A 21768-nucleotide genomic window follows, 5' to 3' on the forward strand; every position below is an offset into this window, starting at 1 on the left:
TTGATGAATATGCCCGTAATTAAACCGGCCACCGTAAAGGCACCGGAACAACCGAAAACCGCGATCTCGGCCCTGTGGCGTCCGGCGCTGGTGCAAGCCTTCGTCAAGCTCGATCCACGGCAATTGCAACGTGCGCCGGTGATGCTGGTCGTTGAACTTACCGCGATCCTGACCACCGTGCTGTGCTTTATTCCTGACACGGCGGTGCCGACTTTCGTCGCCGCGCAAATCGCTGTGTGGCTGTGGTTCACCGTGCTGTTCGCCAACTTCGCCGAAGCCCTGGCCGAAGGTCGCGGCAAGGCCCGCGCCGACAGCCTCAAGGCCGGCAGCGAAGGCCTCAGCGCCCGGCGCAAGACCGGCAACGGCAGCTTTCAGGTGGTGCCCGCCGCCAACCTGCGTAAAGGCGATGTGGTGCGCGTCGAAGCGGGGGAGATGATCCCCGGTGACGGCGAGGTGATCGAAGGCATCGCGGCGGTCAATGAAGCGGCGATTACCGGTGAATCGGCGCCGGTGATCCGTGAGTCCGGTGGCGACCGCTCGGCCGTCACCGGCAACACACGGTTGGTATCGGACTGGCTGCTGGTGAAGATCACCGCCAACCCCGGTGAGTCGACCCTGGACCGCATGATCGCCCTGGTCGAAGGCGCCAAACGCCAGAAAACCCCGAACGAAGTGGCGCTCGATATCCTGCTGATCGGCTTGACCCTGATCTTCCTGCTGGTGGTCGTTACCCTGCAACCGTTCGCCCACTTCGCCAATGGCAGCCTGCCGCTGGTGTTCCTGGTGGCGTTGTTGGTCACGTTGATTCCGACCACCATCGGCGGCTTGTTGTCGGCCATCGGTATCGCCGGCATGGATCGTCTGGTACGCCTGAACGTGATCGCCAAGTCCGGTCGTGCGGTAGAAGCGGCGGGGGACGTGCACGTGCTGCTGCTGGACAAGACCGGCACCATCACCTTCGGTAATCGTCGTTGCTCGGCGGTGTATGCCGCGCCTGGCGTAACAGCCAGGGAATTGGCCGAAGGCGCGTTGCTGGCGTCGCTGGCCGACGACACGGCTGAAGGCAAGTCCATCGTCGAGTACTTGCGTGGCCTTCACCCTCAGGCAGAGCCATCCGCCGAGCTGTTGACCGCTGTGCCGTTCAGTGCTGAAACCCGCTTGTCCGGTGTCGACTATCAAGGGCGCGTGTACCGCAAGGGCGCGGTGGATTCGTTGTTGGCGTTCGTGGGCCTCAAGCGCGCTGATCTGGCTGCACCGTTGTCCCGTGAAATCGACAAGATCGCCCAAAGCGGCGGCACCCCGTTGCTGGTGTGTGCCGACGGCAAGTTGCTCGGGGCGATCCACCTCAAGGACGTGGTCAAACCCGGTATCCGCGAGCGTTTCGCCGAGTTGCGCAAGCTGGGAATCCGCACCGTCATGGTCACCGGCGACAATCCGTTGACCGCCGCTGCCATCGCCGCCGAGGCGGGTGTGGACGATGTGTTGGCGGAAGCCACTCCGGAGAAAAAACTGGCGCGCATTCGTCACGAGCAAAACGACGGTCGTCTGGTCGCCATGTGCGGCGACGGTGCCAACGACGCCCCGGCCCTGGCCCAGGCGGACGTCGGCATGGCGATGAACGACGGCACGCAAGCGGCTCGTGAAGCGGCCAACATGGTCGACCTCGACAGCGACCCGACCAAGCTGCTGGACGTGGTGCAGATCGGCAAGGAATTGCTGGTCACCCGTGGGGCGCTGACGACCTTTTCCATCGCCAATGACGTGGCCAAGTATTTTGCGATCCTTCCGGCACTGTTCGCCGCGATCTACCCGCAACTGGGCGTGCTCAACGTGATGCAACTGAGCAGTCCGCAGAGCGCGATTCTGTCGGCGATCGTTTTCAACGCGTTGATCATAGTGGTGCTGATTCCCCTGGCATTGCGTGGTGTGCGCGTGCAGGCGGCGAGTGCGGCGGCGTTGCTGCGGCGCAACCTGCTGATCTATGGCCTGGGCGGGATCCTGGTGCCGTTCGTGGGCATCAAGGCGATCGACATGCTGTTGACGGCGTTTCATCTGGTTTGACCTGACACCCCCACAGGTTTTTCCTGTGAATTCGAGGATTTTGATATGTCCACATTGATACGCCCGGCCCTGAGCCTGCTGGTCCTGATGACGCTGATCACCGGGGTCGCTTATCCACTGGTGGTCACCGGCGTGGCCCAGGTCGCGTTCCCGGATCAGGCCAACGGCAGCCTGGTGCGCGATGCCGAGGGCAAGGTTCGCGGCTCCTCGCTGATCGCCCAGGATTTCGTCGGCGACGCCTGGTTCCACCCGCGTCCTTCGGCCGGTGCCTTTGCCACCGTGTCGAGCAGTGCCAGCAACCTGTCGCCGAGCAACCCGGCGCTGGCGACGCGGGTACTCGAAGATGCCAGCAAACTGCTGGTGCCCGGCCAGGGACCGGTGCCATTGGCGCTGGTCACTACGTCGGGCAGCGGTCTCGATCCGCACTTGCCACCGGCGGCGATTGCCTATCAACTGGCGCGTGTCGCGACGGCGCGCAACTTGCCGGTAGCGACGCTGCAACAACTGCTGGACGCCCACATCGAACAGCCTCTGATAGGCCCGCCGGTGGTGAATGTGCTTGAGTTGAATCTGGCGCTGGAAAAGCTTTAGGTCCGTGGTGCTGCCATTCGCGAGCAAGCCCGCTCCCACAATTGGAATGCGTACTCCTGTGGGAGCGGGCTTGCTCGCGAAGACGGTTTGACAATCACTACATCAACATCTGAAAGACGAGAACTCCAAGCATGAGCAACTCCGGCCGCGCCGACGCGCTGTTAGCAGACCTGCCCCGCGATGGCCGTGGCCGGCTAAAGGTATTTCTCGGTGCCGCGCCGGGTGTCGGCAAGACCTACGCCATGCTGCAAGCGGCCCACACCCAGTTGCGCCAAGGGGTGAAAGTCATCGCCGGCGTCGTCGAAACCCATGGCCGGGCGGAAACCGAAGCACTGCTCGGCGGCTTGCCGCAGCAGCCGTTGGTACGTTCCGAGTACCGTGGCGTGTTGCTTGAAGAAATGGACCTCGACGGTCTGATCAAAGCCAAGCCGAAGCTGGTGCTGGTCGACGAACTGGCGCACACCAACGCACCCGGCAGTCGTCACGAAAAACGCTGGCAGGACATTCAGGAACTGCTCGCCGCCGGCATCGATGTGTACACCACGATCAACGTTCAGCACCTGGAAAGCCTCAACGACCAGGTGCGCGGCATCACCGGCGTGCAGGTCCGCGAAACCCTGCCGGACTGGGTATTGCAGGAAGCCTATGAATTGCTGCTGATCGACTTGCCTCCACGGGAGCTGCTCGAGCGTCTGCGCGATGGCAAGGTCTATGTGCCGGAGCAGGCGCGGGCGGCCATCGACGCGTTCTTTTCCCAGACCAACCTGACAGCCCTGCGCGAACTGGCAATGCAAACCGCGGCGGCGCAGGTCGATAACGATCTGGCCCAAGGGTATCGTCAGTTGGGGCAAGCGGCGCCGGCCGTGCGCGGGCGTTTGCTGGTGGGGGTCGACGGCGATGCCCAGGCCGAACGCCTGGTGCGTCATGCCAGTCGTGTGGCCCAGCGGCGGCACCTGCCCTGGAGCCTGGTGCACGTGGACAACGGCAGCGTGCGTGACGAGCAGTCGCGCCTGCGTCTGCAGAGTGCCCAGCAACTGGCCGAGCGCCTGGGCGGCGAGGTGGTGTTGCTGCGCGCCGGTGAAGTGGCGAAAACCCTGATCCAGCATGCCGCCGAACGCCGCGCCAGCCTGGTGCTGGTCGGCCAGTCCCGGCCGCGATTGCGCCGGCGTCTGTTCGGTGGTGGGTTGGCGGCGCGACTGCTGCGCAATGCGCGCGGGCTGGAGATCAACGTTCTCGACAGCGATCACCAACAGCTGCAACCCCATCGGCGGTCGATGCATTCACTGGTCTGGTTCGACTACGCATTGGCCGTGGTCGCGACGGTACTGGCCAGCGCATTGGCCTGGGCTGTGGCGAGCGTGCTGCCACTGCCGAATATCTCTCTGGTGTTCCTTGCGGCGGTGTTGCTGGTGGCGGTGCGCAGCAGCCTCGGTCCGGCGTTGGCCTGTGCGGCGCTGTCGTTCCTGACCTATGACTTCCTGTTCATTCCACCGACTTTTTCTTTGAGCATACAGCGCGAAGAAGATGTGCTGACCTTGCTGTTTTTCCTGTTGATGGCTGCCCTCACCGGCAACCTCGCGGCGCGCCAGCGCAGGCAATTGCAGGCGCTGCGCGATACCCAGGAAGAGACCACTGAATTGCTCGACCTGTCACGCAAACTGACTGCCGCCACCGACCGCCAGGCCGTGGTCAGTGCGGCCGCCCAGCACCTCAACGGTTGGAGCGATGTGCAACTGTGCCTGCTCAATCGCGACGGGCAGAGTGGCTGGAAAGTCGAAACCGGTGGCCCGCTGGAGTTCAGCGAAGCCGAACGCGCCGCCGCCGACTGGGCCTGGCAGCACGATCAACCGGCAGGTGCGGGCACCGGTACATTGCCGTTCGGCCGCTGGTGGTGGTGGCCATTGTCGGTGGAAGACGGCCCGCTGGCGTTGCTTGGCGTGTGCGCCAGGGAAGGCCAGACCCTGAGCGGCCAGCGCCGACGCTTGTTGACCGCGCTGAGCCAGCCGCTGGCCCAGGCGCTGGCCCGGGCGCAACTGGCCGATGATCTGGAGGCGGCGCGGCTGCACGGCGAAACCGAGCAACTGCGCAGCGCCTTGCTGGCTTCGGTGTCCCACGATTTGCGCACTCCGTTGACGTCCATGCGCGGCAGTATCGATAGCCTGCTGGCCCTGGGGGAAGCGATCCCGCTGGAGGACCGGCGTGAACTGCTCGAAGGCACCCGCGATGAAGCCGAGCGCCTGGACCGTTACATCCAGAATCTGCTCGACATGACCCGCCTCGGCCACGGAGCCCTGAAGCTGGCGCGGGACTGGGTATCGCCGGCGGACATCGTCGGCAGTGCGCTCAATCGCCTGCGGGCAGTTCTTGCGTCGTTGCAGGTCACTACCGAGGTGCCGGCCGAGTTACCGCTGCTGTATGTGCATGCCGCGCTGATCGAACAGGCCCTGATTAACGTGATGGAAAACGCCGCGCGGTTTTCGCCACCCCACGGGCGCTTGCAACTGCGCGCCGGGGCCGATGACAGTGAGCTGTTTTTCTCGGTCTGCGATGAGGGCCCGGGGATACCGGAAGAGGAACGGGCGAAGATTTTCGACATGTTCTACACCGCGGCCCGGGGGGATCGTGGCGGGCAGGGTACCGGGCTGGGGCTGGCGATTTGTCAGGGCATGGTCGGTGCCCATGGCGGGCGCATCAGCGTCGCCGACGGCATCGAGGGGCGCGGCACCTGCATCACGTTGCACTTGCCGCTACAGGCTCAGCCGGGATACGAAAGTGAAGCCTGACCGCGCTTGCGCTACTCTCTTGCAACTTCTTTGTTTTGATGTGAATTCATGAGCCAGACCGCGACCATTTTGGTCATTGACGACGAACCGCAGATCCGCAAGTTCCTGCGCATCAGCCTCGCTTCCCAGGGCTACAAAGTGCTGGAGGCGGGTACCGGCAGTGAAGGATTGGCGCAAGCGGCGTTGAACAAACCGGACTTGCTGGTGCTCGATCTTGGCTTGCCGGACATGGACGGCCAACAGGTATTGCGCGACTTTCGCGAGTGGTCGACGGTGCCGGTGCTGGTGCTCTCCGTGCGCGCCGGTGAAGGGCAGAAAGTCGAGGCCCTGGATGGCGGCGCCAATGACTACGTGACCAAGCCATTCGGCATTCAGGAGTTCCTGGCGCGGATCCGGGCGTTATTGCGCCAGGCGCCCGCAGGCGAGGTGCAACAGGCGGCGCTGAGCTTCGGTCCGTTGACGGTCGACCTGGCGTATCGCCGGGTGCTGCTCGACGATGTCGAAGTCGCGCTGACCCGCAAGGAGTACGCCGTGCTGGCGCAACTGGCACGGCATCCCGGGCGGGTGATCACCCAGCAGCAATTGCTCAAGGACATTTGGGGGCCGACGCACACCGAAGACACTCATTACCTGCGCATTGTGGTCGGGCACTTGCGCCAGAAACTGGCGGATGACCCGACCCGGCCAAGGTTTATCGTCACCGAGGCGGGGGTGGGGTATCGGTTGTTGAGTGAGTAGTTTTGAAATTTTGTGGTGACTATCAGGGCCACTTCGCGGGCAAGTCGGATCGCCGCACCGCCGCTCCCACAGGGTTCGCGTCGTACACATGAATTGTGACCGACGCGGTCATTGTGGGAGCGGGCTTGCCCGCGAAGAGGCCCTGATAGTCACCTGAGAACTTTCAGACGTTCAATTCTGCTCATTCTCATACCGATCCAGCGTATCGCGCGCAATCTCCCGTCCCAGCGCGATCAGCTCCGGCGCCTTGTAGAACTCGAAAAACCGGCACACGCGCTTGGGCACGTTGATCAGGATGTCCGGCGGATACCCGGCAATCTTGTATTGCGCCAGCGACGTCTGCATCACCTCGAAACTCTGGTTGATCAAGTCGAGCAAGGACGCTGGCCCGACGTTGTCGATGATGAACGAACCGGTGGCGGAGCGGGGCGCGCCACTGGCTTCCGGAGCGGCGGCGGGTTGCTGCGCTTCGGGCTCGGCGGATTCGATCCACGGATTGAGGTCCGCCCCTTCGGCCCTCAGGGCTTCCTGCTCGAGGATCAACAATTGCTCGGCCTGTTTGCGGCGGAACGGCAGCTTCGAGCCCAGGGAATTGATCAGGCTGTCGAAGCGGGTCTTGAAGGCGGCGGGACGCTGGATGACCGGCAATTGATAGTGGCGCTGGTTGGTGGAGTTGAGGTTGACCGCAATGATCAAGTCGCAATGACTCGACACCACCGGCACGATCGGCAGCGGGTTGAGAATGCCGCCATCGACCAGCATGCGGTTGCCCTGCATCACCGGAGTAAACAGGCTGGGAATCGCTGCCGAGGCGCGCATGGCCTGATGCAGGCAACCTTCCTGGAACCAGATTTCCTGCTGGTTGGTCAGGTCGGCGGCCACGGCGGTGTAGGGGATACGCAAATCTTCGATGTTGATCTCTCCGACGATCTTGCGGATCTGCCCGAAGACTTTTTCGCCACGAATCGCCCCCAGACGGAAACTGACGTCCACCAGGCGCAACACGTCGAGATAATCCAGGCTCTCGATCCAGTCGCGGTAATCATTGAGTTTGCCGGCGGCGTAGATCCCGCCCACCACCGCGCCCATGGAGCAACCGGCGACACAGGCAATGTCATAGCCGCGCCGTTCGATCTCTTCAATGACGCCGATATGCGCATAACCCCGGGCTCCACCCGAGCCCAATACCAGTGCGACACGCTTTTTCATGGATCGCCCTCGTTTGAATGGTTCAACAATGCACCCATCGAGGGTCATGCTTCAATCGCCATGGTCGTTCGAGGGGACAAGTGCGTCGTATTTTCGACACTCCATGGCGGCACATGATTATTCTCGTCAGCGCTATAGTTGCATAGCGGACCAACGGCACTTTTCAGGTGCCACACCGTCTTACCTGCACGACTGTTGACCTATCTTTGAGGAATGAGTGATGAAAGCCTGGATCTGCTTGCCATTGATTGCCCTGGCACTCGCCGGTTGTGCCGGCAAAACCGCATATCGCGACAGTTGCGGGAGTAACCTGGATGCCGCGTGGCATGAGCTGGACCTGGCCAAGGCTGAAGGTTTCGCCGGGACCGTCAGCTACTCCAAGGCCTTGTCGCTGTTGACCGCAGCCAAGACCCAGCAGCAATTCGAGGGGTTCGAAGGCTGCGCCAAAAAAGCCGAGAAGGCCCGTTTCTATATTCGTGAGTCGCGCGCGGGGCGTTGAAAGCGAAAGGCGGCTACAAGCTCTAAGCTGAAAATTGCGAGACCCATCGAGCTTGCAGCCTGGAGCTTGCAATCTGGCGCTGTTTACGGAGTAAACCCCCATGATCGATCGCTTGGTGGCTCAGATTCTGGGCCTGGAAGTTCGTCTGCTGGCCTGTCAGGCCCGCTTGAAAGAGCGTACTGATCCTGAAGCGTTACACGACCTGCGCACGACCATGCGGCGGTTGCGCAGCCTGCTACGACCTTTGCGCGGGCTGCCTGGCGTCGAACAACTGGAAGCGGCGGCCTCCCGGTTGGGGGGGCTGACCACGCCATTACGTGATCGCGAAGTGCTGGCGGCGTACTTGCTCCAGCACCATCAACCCCAAGCCGCACAGTGGCGCATGGCGCAAATGGCCGAGGCCTATCCGGCCGTGGCTGCCTGCCCCGAGCTCGCGCAAATGCTGATCGTCCTCGATGCTTTTCCGCGTTTTCTGCGTGCCGCCCAGCGCCAGGGACTGCTCAAGGGCCTGCGCAAGCGCATCCAGAAACGCCTGGGCAAGCAGTGGAAAAAACTCGACGAGGCACTGCACGATCCGACCCATGACCGTCATCGGCTGCGCCTGCTGATCAAGCGCGTGCGCTATGGCATCGACGCTTACCCCGAGCTGGACCGTTTGCCGAAAGCGGCCATGCCCCGGTTGAAATCGGCCCAGGGCGCGCTGGGCGACTGGCATGATTGCGTGCAATGGCTGGCCATGGCCGAACGGGAAGCGGATTTGCAGCCCTGTGTTGCAGTGTGGCAAGCCACCATGGCCGAGGCGGAAAGCCGTGCGGACCAGGTGCTGGAAAAACTCAGCCGCGATTGCTTCAAATCCTGATCACCACCGATCAAATGTGGGGGCGGGCTTGCTCCGGGCGGCGCTCCGACGAAAGCGGTGTGTCAGTCAGCATTGATGCTTAGGCTGATGGCCTCTTCGCGAGCAAGCCCGCTCCCACAGGGGGGTTATGTTCGATATGAAACCTGCGCGACTTATCTGTCAGTCAATTTGTCCGGAATAGGCGATGTATCCACCTCGCCAGATGGTTAAGATCCCTTCATCTTTTTCCGACCCCTGAGGTTTTCATGCGTTTTTCCGAACTGCTCGATGCTGTCCGCAGCCAGCCGCTGGAGCTGTCTATTCCGGCCTCATGGGCCCAGGGGCGCGCCAGTTTCGGTGGCCTGGTGGCGGCTTTGCAGTACGAAGCGATGCGCGCCCGGGTTCCGGCGGATCGGCCGGTGCGTTCGTTGGCGATCACCTTTGTCGGCCCGGTTGAGCCCGAAGTACCGGTCAGTTTTGAAGTCGACGTATTGCGCGAAGGCAAGGCCGTCAGCCAAGTGCTGGGCCGGGCGGTGCAGAAGGGCCAGGTGGTGACGTTGATCCAGGGCAGCTTCGGCGCCTCGCGCCCTTCGGAAGTGGCGGTGGCCGCTGAACCGGCACCGGAAATGAAGCACTGGGACGAATGCCAGGAATTGCCTTTCGTCGAAGGCGTCATCCCGGAATTCATGCGCCATCTGGCGATGCGCTGGAGTGTCGGCGGGTTGCCGTTCAGCGGTAGCACATCCCGGCAAATGGGCGGCTGGGTACGCTTGCGCGGCGACGTAAAGGAGGAAGCTATCGGCGAGGCGCATATCCTGGCGCTGGTGGACGCCTGGCCGCCGGCCCTGATGCCGTTTTTGAAGAAGCCGGCGATGGGCAGCACGCTGACCTGGACCATCGAATTCGTGCAGCCGTTGCTGGAACTGACCACCCTGGACTGGTGCAAATACCTCGTCGAAACCGAATACGCCGCCGACGGCTACGGGCATGCCGCCGCAAAAATGTGGAGCGCGGATGGCCGGTTGATCGCCATGAGCCGGCAGACGGTGACCGTGTTCGCCTGATCAGTGACGGCGGTGGCGCTCACGCCAGGCGCGCCACCAGCCACCGCTGAGGAAGAACCGCGGAAACGTCAGGAACTGCTCGACCAGCAGGCGCGATACCGCATCCTTGCGATCACTGAAGGGTTCGGAGGCTTGGGTCTCCAGGCTGTGGCCGTGGCGTTGCAAGGCCAGCGCCGCAATCAGTCCGATCACGCCGATGGCGATGTTTGCCAGGCTCAGGCTGAACACCCCGGACACAATCAGCAGAAATGCCACGATGAACAGCGGCACTGCGATCAGGTGCAGCACCAGATTGGTCGGGTGCTGATGATTGTTCGGGTACGCTCGCCATTGCCAGGCGGGTAGGTTGGGGTGACGTTTGCCCATGATGCCGATCCTCGATCCATGTTGAACACATGTAGGAAGAATAGGCCCGGTCTATGCTGGCGGCGAATCAAGGCTGGCTATTGGCTTGATAGGTGTCATGACTGGAATAGATGGTGCCAGTTCTGACGCCTTCGCGAGCAAGCCCGCTCCCACATTTTGACCGTATTCCAATGAAAGAACGCGGTCCCCTGTGGGAGCGGGCTTGCCCGCGAAGAGGTCCTCAAAGTTTGAGCTGACCGATAGCCTTGCTCAACTCCCCGGCCAATGCCGCCAGCTCATTGCTGGTGGTCGCCGACGTCACCGTCTGCTGCACCGTGTTCTCGGTCACGTCACGGATGCTCACTACCGCCCGGTTCATCTCTTCCGCCACTTGGCTCTGCTGCTCGGCCGCCACCGCGATCTGCGTGTTGCTTTCACGCATCTGCGCCACCGCGCCGGTGATCTCGGCCAATGCCGCGCCGGCCTCTTGCGCCTGTTGTACGCAGTCGTCGGCCTTGAACGAGCTCTCCTGCATGAAATCCACGGCGTCCCGCGTGCCAGCTTGCAATGCCGACACCATGATCGTTATTTCATCCGTGGAGGCCTGCACGCGTTTGGCGAGGTTGCGTACTTCATCGGCGACCACCGCGAAACCGCGACCCATCTCGCCGGCTCGGGCCGCTTCGATGGCGGCGTTCAATGCCAACAGGTTGGTCTGCTCGGCGATGCTGTGAATCACGTTGACCACGCCATTGATCTTCTGGCTGTCCTCGGCCAGGCGTTGAATCATCTCGGCGGTCTGCTGGACACCGGTTGACAGTCCGGCAATCGAGCGCTGCACCCGCGTCACGACCTCTTGCCCGCTGCCGGCCAGGGTATTGGCCGATTGCGAAAGGTCACGGGTGGCACCTGCGTGTTGGGCGATGTGATAGACCGTGGCGGTCATTTCATTGATCGCCGTGGCGGCCTGATCGGTTTCGCTTTGCTGGCCCAGCATGCCGTGGCGCACGTCATTCATGCTGGCCGCCAGCCGTGCGGCGCCGATGTCCAGTTGTCGGGCGGTGCTGGCGACGGTGTTGACCACCCGTTGATAACCGGCCTGCATGGCGTTGAAGGCGTTGGCCATTTGCCCGACTTCGTCGCTGCAAGCCAATGGCACGCGGGCCGACAGATCGCCGCTTTTCTCCACGTGCAACATGACGTCTTTCAAAGTGTTGAGCTGGGTGAGCAGGAAGCGGATCAATAACTGCGATGCGCCGAGCATTGCCAGCATCAGGATGAACACGGCCAGCGCGTAGTTGGCGAAGCGCTCGCTGAAAACCTGACTCAGGCTTGGGCCGTGGGCAATTACGGCGACCTGCTGGCCGTCGGCACGGGTAAACACTTCGGCACCCATCAACGGGTTGTCACCGAACAGCGGCATCACGTTGATCTCGACCCAGCCGTTTGAGTCGGTGAGTTCAAGCACGGGTTGTCCATCCAGTGACGGCGCCTGTCCGCGACTGAATGTCAGAAGGTTATCGGCCCTGGGTAGCGGCTGCGCGGCAGGCCAGTCACCCAGCAATCGCGCTTGTGCCTGGGCCGAGGCCCGGGACGCATGACTACGGGCCTGCTGTTCAAGCTGCACCGCGTACAGCACTAACAACAGGGTGGTGACGAACGCGACGGCATTGACCGCCCAGAATTTGTATTTCAGCGAGATATTGCTAAGCCAGGCACCCATGGAGGTCTTCTCTGATAGCGGAAACAGTTTTGGCAAGGTGCCATTATTGTGCCGCCATGCAGAATTCGGATTTTGATACAGGTCAATGTGGGAGCGGCGGTGCGGCGATCCGACTTGCTCGCGAAGGCGGTGTGTCATTCAGCATTGAAGTCGATTGATACAGCGCTTTCGCGAGCAAGCCCGCTCCCACAGGAGGTTCTGTGTTTACTGTGGGATGGAGGGCAACCCGAAGAACGCCCGGGCACAGGCTGTGGTGTGCGCCGCCAGGTCTTCCTGGCTTTCCCCGCGATGCAGCGCCACTTCGCGCAATACTTCGGTCAGGTACGCCGGCTCGTTTCGCCCGTTTTTCGGCTTGGGGCGAAGGCTGCGCGGTAGCAGATACGGTGCATCGCTTTCGAGCATCAGGCGCCCGCGCTTGATCTCCTTGACCAACGGATGCAAATGCGTGCCCCGGCGCTCGTCGCAGATCCAGCCGGTGATGCCGATGTGCAGATCGAGGTCGAGGTAGCTGTACAGCGCCTTCTGTTCGCCAGTGAAGCAGTGCACCACCGCGGCCGGCAGCCGATCGCGGAAGTCGCGCAGGATTTCCAGCAATCGCTGGCTGGCGTCGCGTTCGTGCAGGAAAACCGGCAGCTGCAATTCAACGGCCATGGCCAGATGTTCTTCCAGGACCTTTTCCTGCTGCGGGCGCGGCGAGAAATCACGGTTGAAATCCAGCCCGCATTCACCCACGGCCACCACATTCGGCTCGTTGAGCAAGGTGCGCAAACGTCGGGCGCTGTCGGCGTTCCAGTCGCTGGCGCAGTGAGGGTGAATACCGGCGGTGGCGAACAGGCGCAGGGCGCTTTCGTCCAGTTGCTGGCACACTTCGAGGGCCTGTTCACTGCCCTCGACACTGGTGCCGGTCAGCACCAGTTGGCACACGCCGGCTGCGTAGGCGCGATCGAGTACGGCCTGGTGTTTGTCGGCAAAACTGGCGTTGGTCAGGTTGACGCCGATATCGATGAGTTGCATGGTGCTACCTCGGCCCAAAGGCCGGAAAGCATATCAGAGCCGTGGATTTATAAGAAAAGCCAAGAACTACAACGGGTTAACGCTGTCTCTTGAGCCGTGGACCAGGCTGGGTTGGTAGTTTTGCCATCATTGTGCCAGTCTTTCGTGCGTTGTCAGCGCCCTGGGCGCCCTGTTTTTGTCGCCGCGCTTCATTGAAGCGGCCTCATATTCTTTCCGGAGAGTGGATGATTCGTCCCTCGGTTTTGCTACTGCTGTGTTGTTCGCTGCTACTGCCGATGACGGCGGTCGCGCGTCTGCCCGGGCCGCTGCAAGCCGTACCGGCCAGCGAGGTGCGCGACCTTGCGCAGATCCGCAGCAGTCGTGTGCTGCGGGTTCTGGTCAACCAGAGCCGCAACAGTTCCGGCGAAGTCCAGGGGCAGGCGATCGGGGTCGAATACCATCGCCTCAGAGCGTTCGAGCAATACCTCAACGGCCACGCCCGTGACGGCCAGGAAATCACCCTCAAGATCATTCCCAAGGCCAAGGATCAACTGCTCGGCGCATTGCAGCGCGGGGAGGGCGATCTGGTGGCGCCAGGCGAGTTGCTCGATCTGCAACCGGGGTTCGCCGTCAGCACCAGTGAGCCGATTGCCAGCAACATCCCGTTGGTCCTGGTGGGCATCAAGGGCGAACGCCGTTACACCCGGCTTGAACAGCTTTCCGGCAAGACCCTGGCATTACCCGCCGGCAGCGCCGCCGGGGATGCCGTCAGCCAGATCAATCAAAAGCTCGCCCTGCACAAACTGCCACCGGTCACCATCGAATGGGTCGATCCGAGCCTTGCCGTCGAGGACGTACTGGAAATGGTGCAGGGCGGGATCTTCCACCTGACCATCGTCGAGCAGCCGATCGCCGAGCGCTGGGGCAAGATCCTGCCCAAGTTGCGTTTCGACAAGCAGGTACTCATCAGTGAGCCAGGCGAAGAGTTCTGGTTCGTGCGCCGCGATGCGTCGATGCTGCGGGCCAGCATCAATCGCTTCCTCACCGTCTACAAAAAACCATCGGATCAGGACGCTGCATTCCTGCGCATCTATCGTCGTCTCTATCAAGTGCACTATCCACTGGCCAAGGCGGACCGGCAGCGCCTGGAAAAACTCCGCCCGGTGCTGCAGAAACACGCCGATGCCCAGGGCATGGACTGGCTGAACCTGGCGGCGCTGGCCTTCAAGGAGTCAGCGTTGCAGCCCACCGCCCGCAGTGGCGGCAGCCCGACCGGCCTGATGCAGATCACGCCTTCTGCGGCGCAACGGGTGGGGGTCAGCAATATTCAGGACGTAGACGGTAATGTGCAGGCCGGGGCCAAGTACCTGGCGATGATCCGGCGCAAGTTCTTTGCCAGCCCGAAACTCAACGAGCGCGAACGCATGGCCTTCGTGTTGGCGGCCTACAACATCGGGCCGGAGCGGGTTCAGGGCATGCGCACCGAAGCCCGGCGGCGAGGCTTGAATCCCAACCAGTGGTTCTTCCAGGTCGAACGCGTGGCCATGGAGCAAGTGGGTATGGGGCCTGTCAGCTATGTTAATAGCGTGAACAAGTATTACTTGGCGTTCGATCGGGAGCGGGAGTCGTTGGAGCCCCAGGGGCAAAAGGTTGCCTCACGCAAATGATCAACTAATCTGATTGTTATGACGGGTTTTTTGCGCTTTTAACATGTGAATTACTGATTAATATAGCGGCCAACCAACACACACCTACAAGGAATGAAACAGCATGAGCACTCTGATCAACAAGGTACTGTCCACCCGCGCTGGCTACGGCCTGACCGTTCTGCGCATCGTGGTCGGCATTATTTTCGCCGCTCACGGCTCGCAGAAACTCTTCGGGGCATTCGGCGGCTATGGTCTGGCTGGAACCGCGCAGTACATGGAAAGCATCGGACTGACGCCGGGTTACCTGATGGCGGCACTGGCGGGCGGCACCGAATTCTTCGCCGGCCTGGCCCTGATCATCGGCTTGCTGGTTCGCCCGGCCGCGCTGGGCCTGATCTTCCTGTCGCTAGTCGCAATTTTCTCGGTGCACATCAGCAACGGTCTGTTCATGGCCAACAACGGTTATGAGTTCGCCCTGGCGTTGCTCGGTGGCAGTATCGCGGTATTGATCGAAGGTGCGGGCAAACTCTCGGCGGACCGTGCCATTGCCGGTTGACCGCTCTGGCTCAACGAAAAGGCCCGCATTGCGCGGGCCTTTTTTGTTGAGCGTCATTCTTGACACTGTCCAGTCAGCTTCTCTAGGATGTTGCTCATGCGCCGATTTAAACAGCTACTTGCGGGGCGCCAGGTGACTCATCCAGTTGCCGATAGAAGCCGGAACAGGCTTCGAAATTCCGCTAAAGCGCTGGTTCGGTGTTGCCTCTCACCTGCCATGCAGACTTTTGAGGCAGAGACACGACACAATGAATGCACTCAACTCCGTTGTACGTCCCGCGCCGATCACGGCACACCTGACCCAGCGCAATCCAAAAATCCTGCTTGGCGGCAAACATCAGCCGACGCTCTTGCGTTATCTCGATGGCTGGCCACGTCGTACCGGCGGTCCCGCTGCCTTCCTGATCCAGTTTGTCGAAGACGGTGAGTCCCTCGCTCGTTTCGCCGACGACAGTTTCGATCTGGCAGTGATTCAGTCCCCCAGCCTCGAAGATGCGCCTGAAGTGATCCGGCAACTGACCCGCGTTGCCCGGCAAGGGTTGATTACCCGGCGTTAAGGCTCACGGATAGTCGATTGCCACAATGTACACACACTGTTCGCCGGTCGGTGTCTGGACCCGGACTTCGGCGTCCAGTGCCTTGCCGATCAGTGCGCGGGCCAGGGGCGAGTCGATGCTGATCAGGCCCTGTTTGAGGTCCAGTTCATCGGGCCCGACAATGCGGTAGCGCGACTCCTTGCCATCCTCGTCCTCGATCGTGACCCAGGCGCCGAAATAGACCTTGTTCGGATCGCTGGGTTTTTCGCTGACAACCTTGAGCGCTTCCAGGCGTTTGGTGAGAAAACGCACGCGGCTGTCGATCTCTCGCAGCATCTTTTTGCCATAGGTGTATTCGGCGTTCTCCGAGCGATCACCCTGGGCCGCGGCTTCGCTGACAGCCTGGGTAACCTGGGGCCGACGAACATGCCACAGCTCATGGAACTCGGCGCGCATCCGCGCTTCGCCCTCGGGGGTGATCAGCGCGGTGCCGGCAGTGCGGGGAGGGCGGTAACGGCTCATGACAGCTTCTTGTGGTGAGGATGGCAGGAGTCTATCAACCCTCGCGCAGGACTGTCAGCGGGCTGGCGTTCAACGCCCGACGGGTGCCGAACACCCCGGCACCACCAATGAGCACGGCGCCCAGCAGTGGCAGCAATAACAGCCATGGATGCGGATGCCACGGCAGGTCAAAGGCATAGCGGTACAGCACCCAACTGACGACTTCCGAACCCAGCGCCGCCAGCAAACCACTGACCGCGCCCAGCAAGCCGAACTCGATGCGTCGAGCCTTGATCAGCAACTGCCGCTCCGCGCCCAGTGCCCGCAGCAATGCACCCTGGCGAATGCGTTCGTCCAGCGTCGCTTGCAGGCCGGAGAACAGCACTGCCATCCCCGCCGCCAACACGAACAACAACACGTACTCCACCGCCAGGGTCACCTGGGCGAGAATGCTGCGCAGTTGCTCCAGCAAGGCTTCGACCTGCAGGATCGTTACCGCCGGGAAGGCGCGGGACAGGTCGACAATCTGTTGGTCATGACCGGATGCCAGATAGAAACTGGTCAGGTACGTCGCTGGCAGATCCTTTAGGGTGCCGGGCTGGAAGATCATGAAGAAGTTCGGCTGGAAGTTGTCCCAGTTGATCTCCCGCAGGCTGGTGACTTTCGCCTCGCGATTGGCCCCGCCAACGCTGAAAACCAGATGATCGCCGAGCTTGATTTTCAGGCTTTCAGCGACCTTGCCTTCTACCGACACACCGGGAATATCGTCCGGCGTTTGTTCGTTCCACCAGTTGCCGGCCGTGAGCTTGTTGCCCGACGGCAGGTCCGCGGCCCAGGTCAGACTCAGGTCGCGCTGGATCGCCCGGTCGCCAGCCGATTCTTTGGTGACGATTTGCTGCACTGGCTCGCCGTTGATACTGATCAAGCGCCCCGGCACTACCGGGTACAGCGGCGCCGATTGTGCCGACACGGTGATCAGGTGGTCGGTGAAGGCCTGTTTGTCCGCTGGCAGGATGTTCAGCGCGAAATAGTTTGGCGCGTTCTTCGGCAGCTGGTTCTGCCAGGTGTCCAGCAACTCGCCGCGCAGCAGCGCAATCAGCGCCATCGACAGCAGAATCAGGCCGAATGCCAGGGACTGCCCGGCGGCAGCGAGGGGATGGCGCAGCAGTTGGCCCAGTCCCAGGCGCCAGGGCAAGGACGCACGGGCAAGCATGCGCCGCAGACTCTTCAACAGCAGCAACAACAAACCGCCCAGCACCAGTGCTGCAATCACGCCGCCGCCGAGCAGGGCAAAGGTCAGCACCAGGTCCAGGCTCAGACGCCACATGATCAGGCCGAGGGCGCCCAGCGCTGCGCCGTAGACCATCCATGTACTGGAAGGGATCGGCAGCATGTCCCGGCGCAGCACACGCAATGGCGGAACCCGACCCAGAGCCGCCAGCGGCGGCAAGGCGAAACCGGCCAGCGCCACCAGCCCGGTGCCGATCCCGGCGACGGCCGGAAACAGTCCGCCCGGAGGCACGTCGGTCGGCAGCAACTCATGCAGCAGGGCAAACAACCCCAGTTGTGCGAGCCAGCCGAGGAAGGCGCCGCTGATGCTGGCCAGTAGCCCGAGCACGGTCAGTTGCAGGCTGAACAACACCATGGTTTCCCGGCGCGACAGTCCGAGACAGCGCAGTAAGGCACTGGCATCGAAGCGGCGGGTGGCGAAGCGGGTCGCCGACAACGCCACCGCTACGCCGGAGAGCAGCACCGCCACCAGACTGGCCATGTTCAGGTAGCGCTCGGCCTTGCCCAGGGCGCCACCGATCTGTCGATTGCCGTCGCGGGCGTCCTGCAGGCGCTGGTTGGCGGCGAGCCCCGGTTTGATCAGTTGCCGATAGGTCTCGAGTGCCTGAGCGTTGCCTCGCCACAGTTCGCGATAGCTAACCCGGCTGCCGGGCTGGACCACGCCGGTGGCCGCAAGGTCGTCGAGGTTGATCAGCACCCGCGGCGTCAGGCTGTAGAAATTGCCGGCGCGATCGGGTTCGTAGGTCAGCACCCGCGCCAGTTTAAGGGTTTTCATGCCGACATCGATGCTGTCGCCGATCTTCAGGTCCAGGGCGGTCAGCAGGCGTGCCTCGACCCAGGCTTCACCGGGTTGCGGTCCGCCGCCGACTGTTTCCGTGGCGAAGGGGGCGGGCGCGCTTTTCAATTCGCCCCGTAGCGGGTAGGTGTCATCGGCCGCCTTGATGCTGGACAGTTGAATGCCGTTGTCGGTGGCGATGACGCTGGAGAACTCCACCACTTGGGCGTGCTCCAGACCCAGTTCGGTGCCGCTTCTGATCTGTTCGGGACGCGCAGGCGAACTACCTTCGAGCAGCAGGTCGGCACCGAGGAATTCGGTAGCGCGCAACATCATGGCGCCGTTCAGACGGGCACCGAAATAGCCAATGGCGGTGCTGGCGGCCACGGCCACCAGCAAGGCGAAGAACAACACGCGCAATTCACCGGCGCGGGCATCGCGCAGCAATTGGCGGATGGCGAGACTGAACAGGCGCAACAGCGGCAGACGTGCCATCAAGGCTCCAGAGGGGCGACCAGCAGGCCGGCTTCAAGACGGATCAGGCGCCGGCAGCGATGGGCCAGGCGTTCATCGTGAGTCACCAGCACCAGGGTCGTGCCGCGTTCCTGGTTGAGCTCGAACAGCAAGTCGCTGATACGCTCACCGGTGTGGCTGTCGAGGTTGCCGGTCGGTTCGTCGGCGAACAGCACATCGGGCTCGGCGGCAAACGCGCGGGCAATCGCCACGCGCTGTTGCTCGCCTCCGGAGAGCTGGCGCGGCGAGTGAGTCAGGCGTTTGCCCAGTCCCACCCGTTGCAGCAATTGGGTGGCGCGTTCGCGGGCGTCTTTGCGGCCCTCGAGCTCCAGCGGCAGCATGACGTTTTCCAGGGCATTGAGACTGTCGAGCAGCTGAAACGATTGAAAGACAAAACCCACGTGCTCGGCGCGGATGCGCGCACGCTGGTCTTCATCGAGGTTGCTCAGGCCTTGCCCGGCGAGGGTGACTTCGCCGCTGCTCGGCAGGTCGAGGCCGGCGAGCAGACCCAGCAGGGTGGACTTGCCGGAGCCGGAAGCGCCGACGATGGCCAGGCTGTCGCCCTTGTTCAGTTCCAGGCTGAGTTGGTGCAGGATGGTCAGTTCACCTTCCGCGCTGGGAACCACTTTGCTAAGGTCCTTCGCGATGAGAATGCTTGCGCCCATGGAGAGTCCGATGCGTGTGTGGTTTTTGAGTGCTGGCCTGGCCTTGATGTGCATGGCCCAAAACGCAGCGGCGGGTACAGTCCTGATCGTTGGCGATAGTATCAGCGCCGGTTTCGGGCTGGATACCCGGCTGGGGTGGGTGTCGCTGCTTGAGCAACGGCTCAGGCGCGAAGGTTTCGACGACAAAGTGATCAATGCGTCCATCAGTGGCGACACCAGTGCCGGAGGCCAGGCGCGCCTGCCCGCGCTGCTTGCAGAGCATAAACCGGAGCTGGTGATCCTCGAGTTGGGCGGCAATGACGGCCTGCGCGGAATGCTGCCAACTCAATTGCAACAAAATCTTGCTTCGATGATCGACAGCTCTCGGGCCAGCGGTGCCAAGGTGTTGCTGCTCGGCATGCAATTGCCACCCAATTACGGTGCGCGTTACACCAAGGCGTTCGCCGAGGTCTATAGCAACCTGGCCGACGAGAAAAAGATCCCGTTGGTGCCGTTTTTCCTCGACGGCGTGGGCGGCCATCCGGACTTGATGCAGGCCGACGGCATACACCCGGCGGCCGGGGCCCAGGACAAGTTGCTGGAAAATGTCTGGCCTACCCTAAAACCGCTGTTATGACACTTTTCTAGAAGCAGGCTTTCGGCTAAGGTGGCGCCCCCGATTTGGAGCCCCCGATGCCGCGTCCCGCCTGGTCACTATTTGCCTACCAACTGATCGAGCCTGACGAACAGCTGGATCTGTTCGCCTGCCAGGAAGTGCGGGTGCATCTGGTGACCCGTCAGCTGGAGTTGGGCGGCTCGGCGGACCGGACCCTGTGTGGCAGTCTGTTGCCGGCTTCGCCTCGCTGGTCGAGTGTTGATCGCCGGGTGTTTCAGGATCAGCGACTGTGTTCGTTGTGCCGGGCCATTCTTGAGTCGCAGAAGCGGGGCACTTCACCGATCTGGCCGGAGTTGCGATTCGAGCTTTGACCCGCCGAACGGCGCTGCGCGCCTTCCCCCCGGATGAACACCGGAACGAGGCCTCCCGAGGGGGCGGGTGGATCAAGAGCAAGAGCTGCAGGCGAGCTAACGCTCGGCCTGATGAGTGGTGAAGAGCGAAGGTGTACGCCGCTCGGCCTTTGCTCTTCTGTGGGAGCGGCGGTGCGGCGATCCGACTTGCTCGCGAATGCGGTTGATCATTCAACATCTCTGTTGGCTGACACTCCGCTTTCGCGAGCAAGCCCGCTCCCACAGGGATCTTCAGTGGCCAGGGGACCCAATGTGGGAGCGAGAATAATCGTAAAATCGCCTTACAGTGCCTGCAATCGGGGCATCTCCCCGAAATAACGGACAGCGGTGTACAATCGCGTTCTTATACCCTCTGTTGATCATGCGAAGGATTTTCCGGATGTTGCCGCGTTTTCCTGCCGTCACCCGCTGCCTGACTCTTGCCGCCCTCTTTGTGGCCGGCCCAGTCGCAGCATTGGAGTTTCCCCTGCCACCGCCAGGTGAGGACATCATCGGCCAGGTGCAGGTGATCAAGGCCAAATACGAAGATACCTTCGCCGACCTTGGTACCGCCTATGATCTGGGCTATACGGAAATGGTCGCGGCCAACCCGGGTGTCGATGCCTGGTTGCCAGGCGCCGGCACGGAAATCATCCTGCCCACCCGCTTCATCCTGCCACCAGGTCCGCGTGAAGGCATCGTGATCAACCTGGCCGAGTACCGCCTCTACTACTACCCCAAAGGCAAGAACGTGGTGTACACGTTCCCGCTGGGTATCGGTCGTGAAGGCTGGGGTTCGCCGATTGCCCACACCAGTATCACCGCCAAGACACCGAACCCTACCTGGACGCCTCCGGCTTCGATCAAGGCCGAGCACGCAGCCGACGGTGATCCGCTGCCCAACGTCGTGCCGGCCGGCCCTGACAACCCGCTGGGGCCGTTCAAGTTCACCCTGGGCACGCCGGGCTACCTGATCCACGGTTCGAACAAGAAGTTCGGCATCGGCATGCGCACCAGCCACGGTTGCTTCCGCATGTTCAACAACAACGTGCTGGAAATGGCGGGCATGGTGCCGGTCGGTACGTCGGTGCGGATCATCAACGACCCGTACAAGTTCGGCCTGAGTGGCGGCAAGGTCTATCTGGAGGCGCATACGCCGCTGGACGACAAGGGCAACCCGTCGGTGGTCGACAAGCACACCGCGGTCATCAATGCGATGCTCAAGCGCGAAGACATCACCAACAACCTGCGCATGAACTGGGATGTGGTGCGTGATGTGGTCGCCGCTGAAGACGGCCTGCCGGTCGAGATCGCTGTGCCGGGCAACGGCGTTACGCCGATGGTGTCCAGCATGCCGATCGACCCGCTGCAGTAACGCTGGCAAAGAGCCCGTCGACGCTGACCGCGTCGACGGGTTTTTTATTGCCTGGAGAAACGCCGGGCAATAAAAAAGCCG

At 62.2% G+C, this 21768-nt stretch carries 20 protein-coding genes; 13 read left to right on the forward strand and 7 right to left on the reverse strand.

Going from position 1 to position 21768, the window contains the following annotated elements; all coding sequences use genetic code 11:
- Positions 1-3: 3 nt before the first annotated feature.
- The 4 genes from kdpB to AC07W4_RS12000 all read left to right on the forward strand — a co-directional run bounded on the left by kdpB (position 4) and on the right by AC07W4_RS12000 (position 6173).
- The gene (gene kdpB, locus AC07W4_RS11985) at positions 4-2061 is read left to right on the forward strand and encodes a potassium-transporting ATPase subunit KdpB (protein ID WP_495032547.1); all 2058 of its coding nucleotides are present in this window, start codon (positions 4-6) and stop codon (positions 2059-2061) included.
- Positions 2062-2106: 45 nt separating this feature from the next.
- On the forward strand, positions 2107-2652 hold the full coding sequence (kdpC, locus tag AC07W4_RS11990) for a potassium-transporting ATPase subunit KdpC (protein ID WP_495032548.1): 546 nt from the start codon (positions 2107-2109) through the stop codon (positions 2650-2652).
- Positions 2653-2783: 131 nt separating this feature from the next.
- A complete protein-coding gene (locus AC07W4_RS11995) occupies positions 2784-5435 on the forward strand; it encodes a DUF4118 domain-containing protein (RefSeq protein WP_495032549.1) in 2652 nt (883 codons plus the stop codon).
- 48 nt (positions 5436-5483) lie between these two features.
- Positions 5484-6173, forward strand: a complete 690-nt coding sequence (locus AC07W4_RS12000; protein WP_008049040.1) for a response regulator — start codon at positions 5484-5486, stop codon at positions 6171-6173.
- 171 nt (positions 6174-6344) lie between these two features.
- On the opposite strand, the gene AC07W4_RS12005 is transcribed toward AC07W4_RS12000, so the two are convergent.
- Positions 6345-7382 (reverse strand): patatin-like phospholipase family protein, encoded by a 1038-nt coding sequence (locus AC07W4_RS12005; protein ID WP_495032550.1) that lies wholly within the window; start codon positions 7380-7382, stop codon positions 6345-6347.
- A gap of 220 nt (positions 7383-7602) precedes the next feature.
- Between AC07W4_RS12005 and AC07W4_RS12010 the strand changes: the two genes are divergently transcribed.
- From AC07W4_RS12010 to AC07W4_RS12020, 3 genes are all read left to right on the forward strand, one after another.
- Complete coding sequence (locus tag AC07W4_RS12010) at positions 7603-7881, forward strand: hypothetical protein (protein ID WP_495032551.1); 279 nt, start codon at positions 7603-7605, stop codon at positions 7879-7881.
- A 100-nt stretch (positions 7882-7981) separates the two neighbouring features.
- On the forward strand, positions 7982-8740 hold the full coding sequence (locus AC07W4_RS12015) for a CHAD domain-containing protein (protein WP_495032552.1): 759 nt from the start codon (positions 7982-7984) through the stop codon (positions 8738-8740).
- A 245-nt stretch (positions 8741-8985) separates the two neighbouring features.
- Entirely contained in the window at positions 8986-9783 is a 798-nt protein-coding gene (locus AC07W4_RS12020) for an acyl-CoA thioesterase (protein ID WP_495032553.1), read from the forward strand.
- Here the strand turns inward: AC07W4_RS12020 and AC07W4_RS12025 are convergent, their stop codons facing one another.
- The 3 genes from AC07W4_RS12025 to AC07W4_RS12035 all read right to left on the reverse strand — a co-directional run bounded on the left by AC07W4_RS12025 (position 9784) and on the right by AC07W4_RS12035 (position 12865).
- Complete coding sequence (locus tag AC07W4_RS12025; protein ID WP_495032554.1) at positions 9784-10149, reverse strand: terminase; 366 nt, start codon at positions 10147-10149, stop codon at positions 9784-9786.
- Between the two features lie 220 nt (positions 10150-10369).
- Positions 10370-11851, reverse strand: coding sequence for a methyl-accepting chemotaxis protein (locus tag AC07W4_RS12030; protein WP_495032555.1), 1482 nt, complete (start codon positions 11849-11851; stop codon positions 10370-10372).
- A gap of 204 nt (positions 11852-12055) precedes the next feature.
- Complete coding sequence (locus AC07W4_RS12035) at positions 12056-12865, reverse strand: TatD family hydrolase (RefSeq protein ID WP_495032556.1); 810 nt, start codon at positions 12863-12865, stop codon at positions 12056-12058.
- 224 nt (positions 12866-13089) lie between these two features.
- Here AC07W4_RS12035 and AC07W4_RS12040 point away from each other — a divergent pair, with 224 nt between their 5' ends.
- The 3 genes from AC07W4_RS12040 to AC07W4_RS12050 all read left to right on the forward strand — a co-directional run bounded on the left by AC07W4_RS12040 (position 13090) and on the right by AC07W4_RS12050 (position 15605).
- On the forward strand, positions 13090-14511 hold the full coding sequence (locus AC07W4_RS12040) for an MltF family protein (protein ID WP_495032557.1): 1422 nt from the start codon (positions 13090-13092) through the stop codon (positions 14509-14511).
- Positions 14512-14614: 103 nt separating this feature from the next.
- On the forward strand, positions 14615-15049 hold the full coding sequence (locus AC07W4_RS12045) for a DoxX family protein (protein WP_008049052.1): 435 nt from the start codon (positions 14615-14617) through the stop codon (positions 15047-15049).
- Positions 15050-15296: 247 nt separating this feature from the next.
- On the forward strand, positions 15297-15605 hold the full coding sequence (locus AC07W4_RS12050; protein WP_495032558.1) for a class I SAM-dependent methyltransferase: 309 nt from the start codon (positions 15297-15299) through the stop codon (positions 15603-15605).
- Between the two features lie 3 nt (positions 15606-15608).
- Here the strand turns inward: AC07W4_RS12050 and greB are convergent, their stop codons facing one another.
- Genes greB through AC07W4_RS12065 form a run of 3 tightly spaced genes read right to left on the reverse strand, consistent with a single transcriptional unit; the run spans position 15609 to position 19328 of the window.
- The gene (greB, locus tag AC07W4_RS12055; protein WP_007973570.1) at positions 15609-16106 is read right to left on the reverse strand and encodes a transcription elongation factor GreB; all 498 of its coding nucleotides are present in this window, start codon (positions 16104-16106) and stop codon (positions 15609-15611) included.
- Positions 16107-16140: 34 nt separating this feature from the next.
- Positions 16141-18645, reverse strand: coding sequence for an ABC transporter permease (locus tag AC07W4_RS12060; RefSeq protein WP_495032559.1), 2505 nt, complete (start codon positions 18643-18645; stop codon positions 16141-16143).
- Entirely contained in the window at positions 18645-19328 is a 684-nt protein-coding gene (locus tag AC07W4_RS12065) for an ABC transporter ATP-binding protein (RefSeq protein ID WP_495032560.1), read from the reverse strand. The genes AC07W4_RS12060 and AC07W4_RS12065 overlap by 1 nt, the downstream gene beginning before the upstream one ends.
- A gap of 10 nt (positions 19329-19338) precedes the next feature.
- On the opposite strand from AC07W4_RS12065, the gene AC07W4_RS12070 reads away from it, so the two are divergent.
- From AC07W4_RS12070 to AC07W4_RS12080, 3 genes are all read left to right on the forward strand, one after another.
- The gene (locus AC07W4_RS12070) at positions 19339-19944 is read left to right on the forward strand and encodes an arylesterase (RefSeq protein ID WP_008049055.1); all 606 of its coding nucleotides are present in this window, start codon (positions 19339-19341) and stop codon (positions 19942-19944) included.
- Between the two features lie 56 nt (positions 19945-20000).
- The gene (locus AC07W4_RS12075; RefSeq protein ID WP_007991769.1) at positions 20001-20294 is read left to right on the forward strand and encodes a hypothetical protein; all 294 of its coding nucleotides are present in this window, start codon (positions 20001-20003) and stop codon (positions 20292-20294) included.
- 418 nt (positions 20295-20712) lie between these two features.
- The gene (locus AC07W4_RS12080) at positions 20713-21687 is read left to right on the forward strand and encodes a L,D-transpeptidase family protein (protein WP_495032561.1); all 975 of its coding nucleotides are present in this window, start codon (positions 20713-20715) and stop codon (positions 21685-21687) included.
- Positions 21688-21768: the final 81 nt, after the last annotated feature.

The organism is Pseudomonas sp. GW821-FHT02A08, assembly GCF_059422045.1.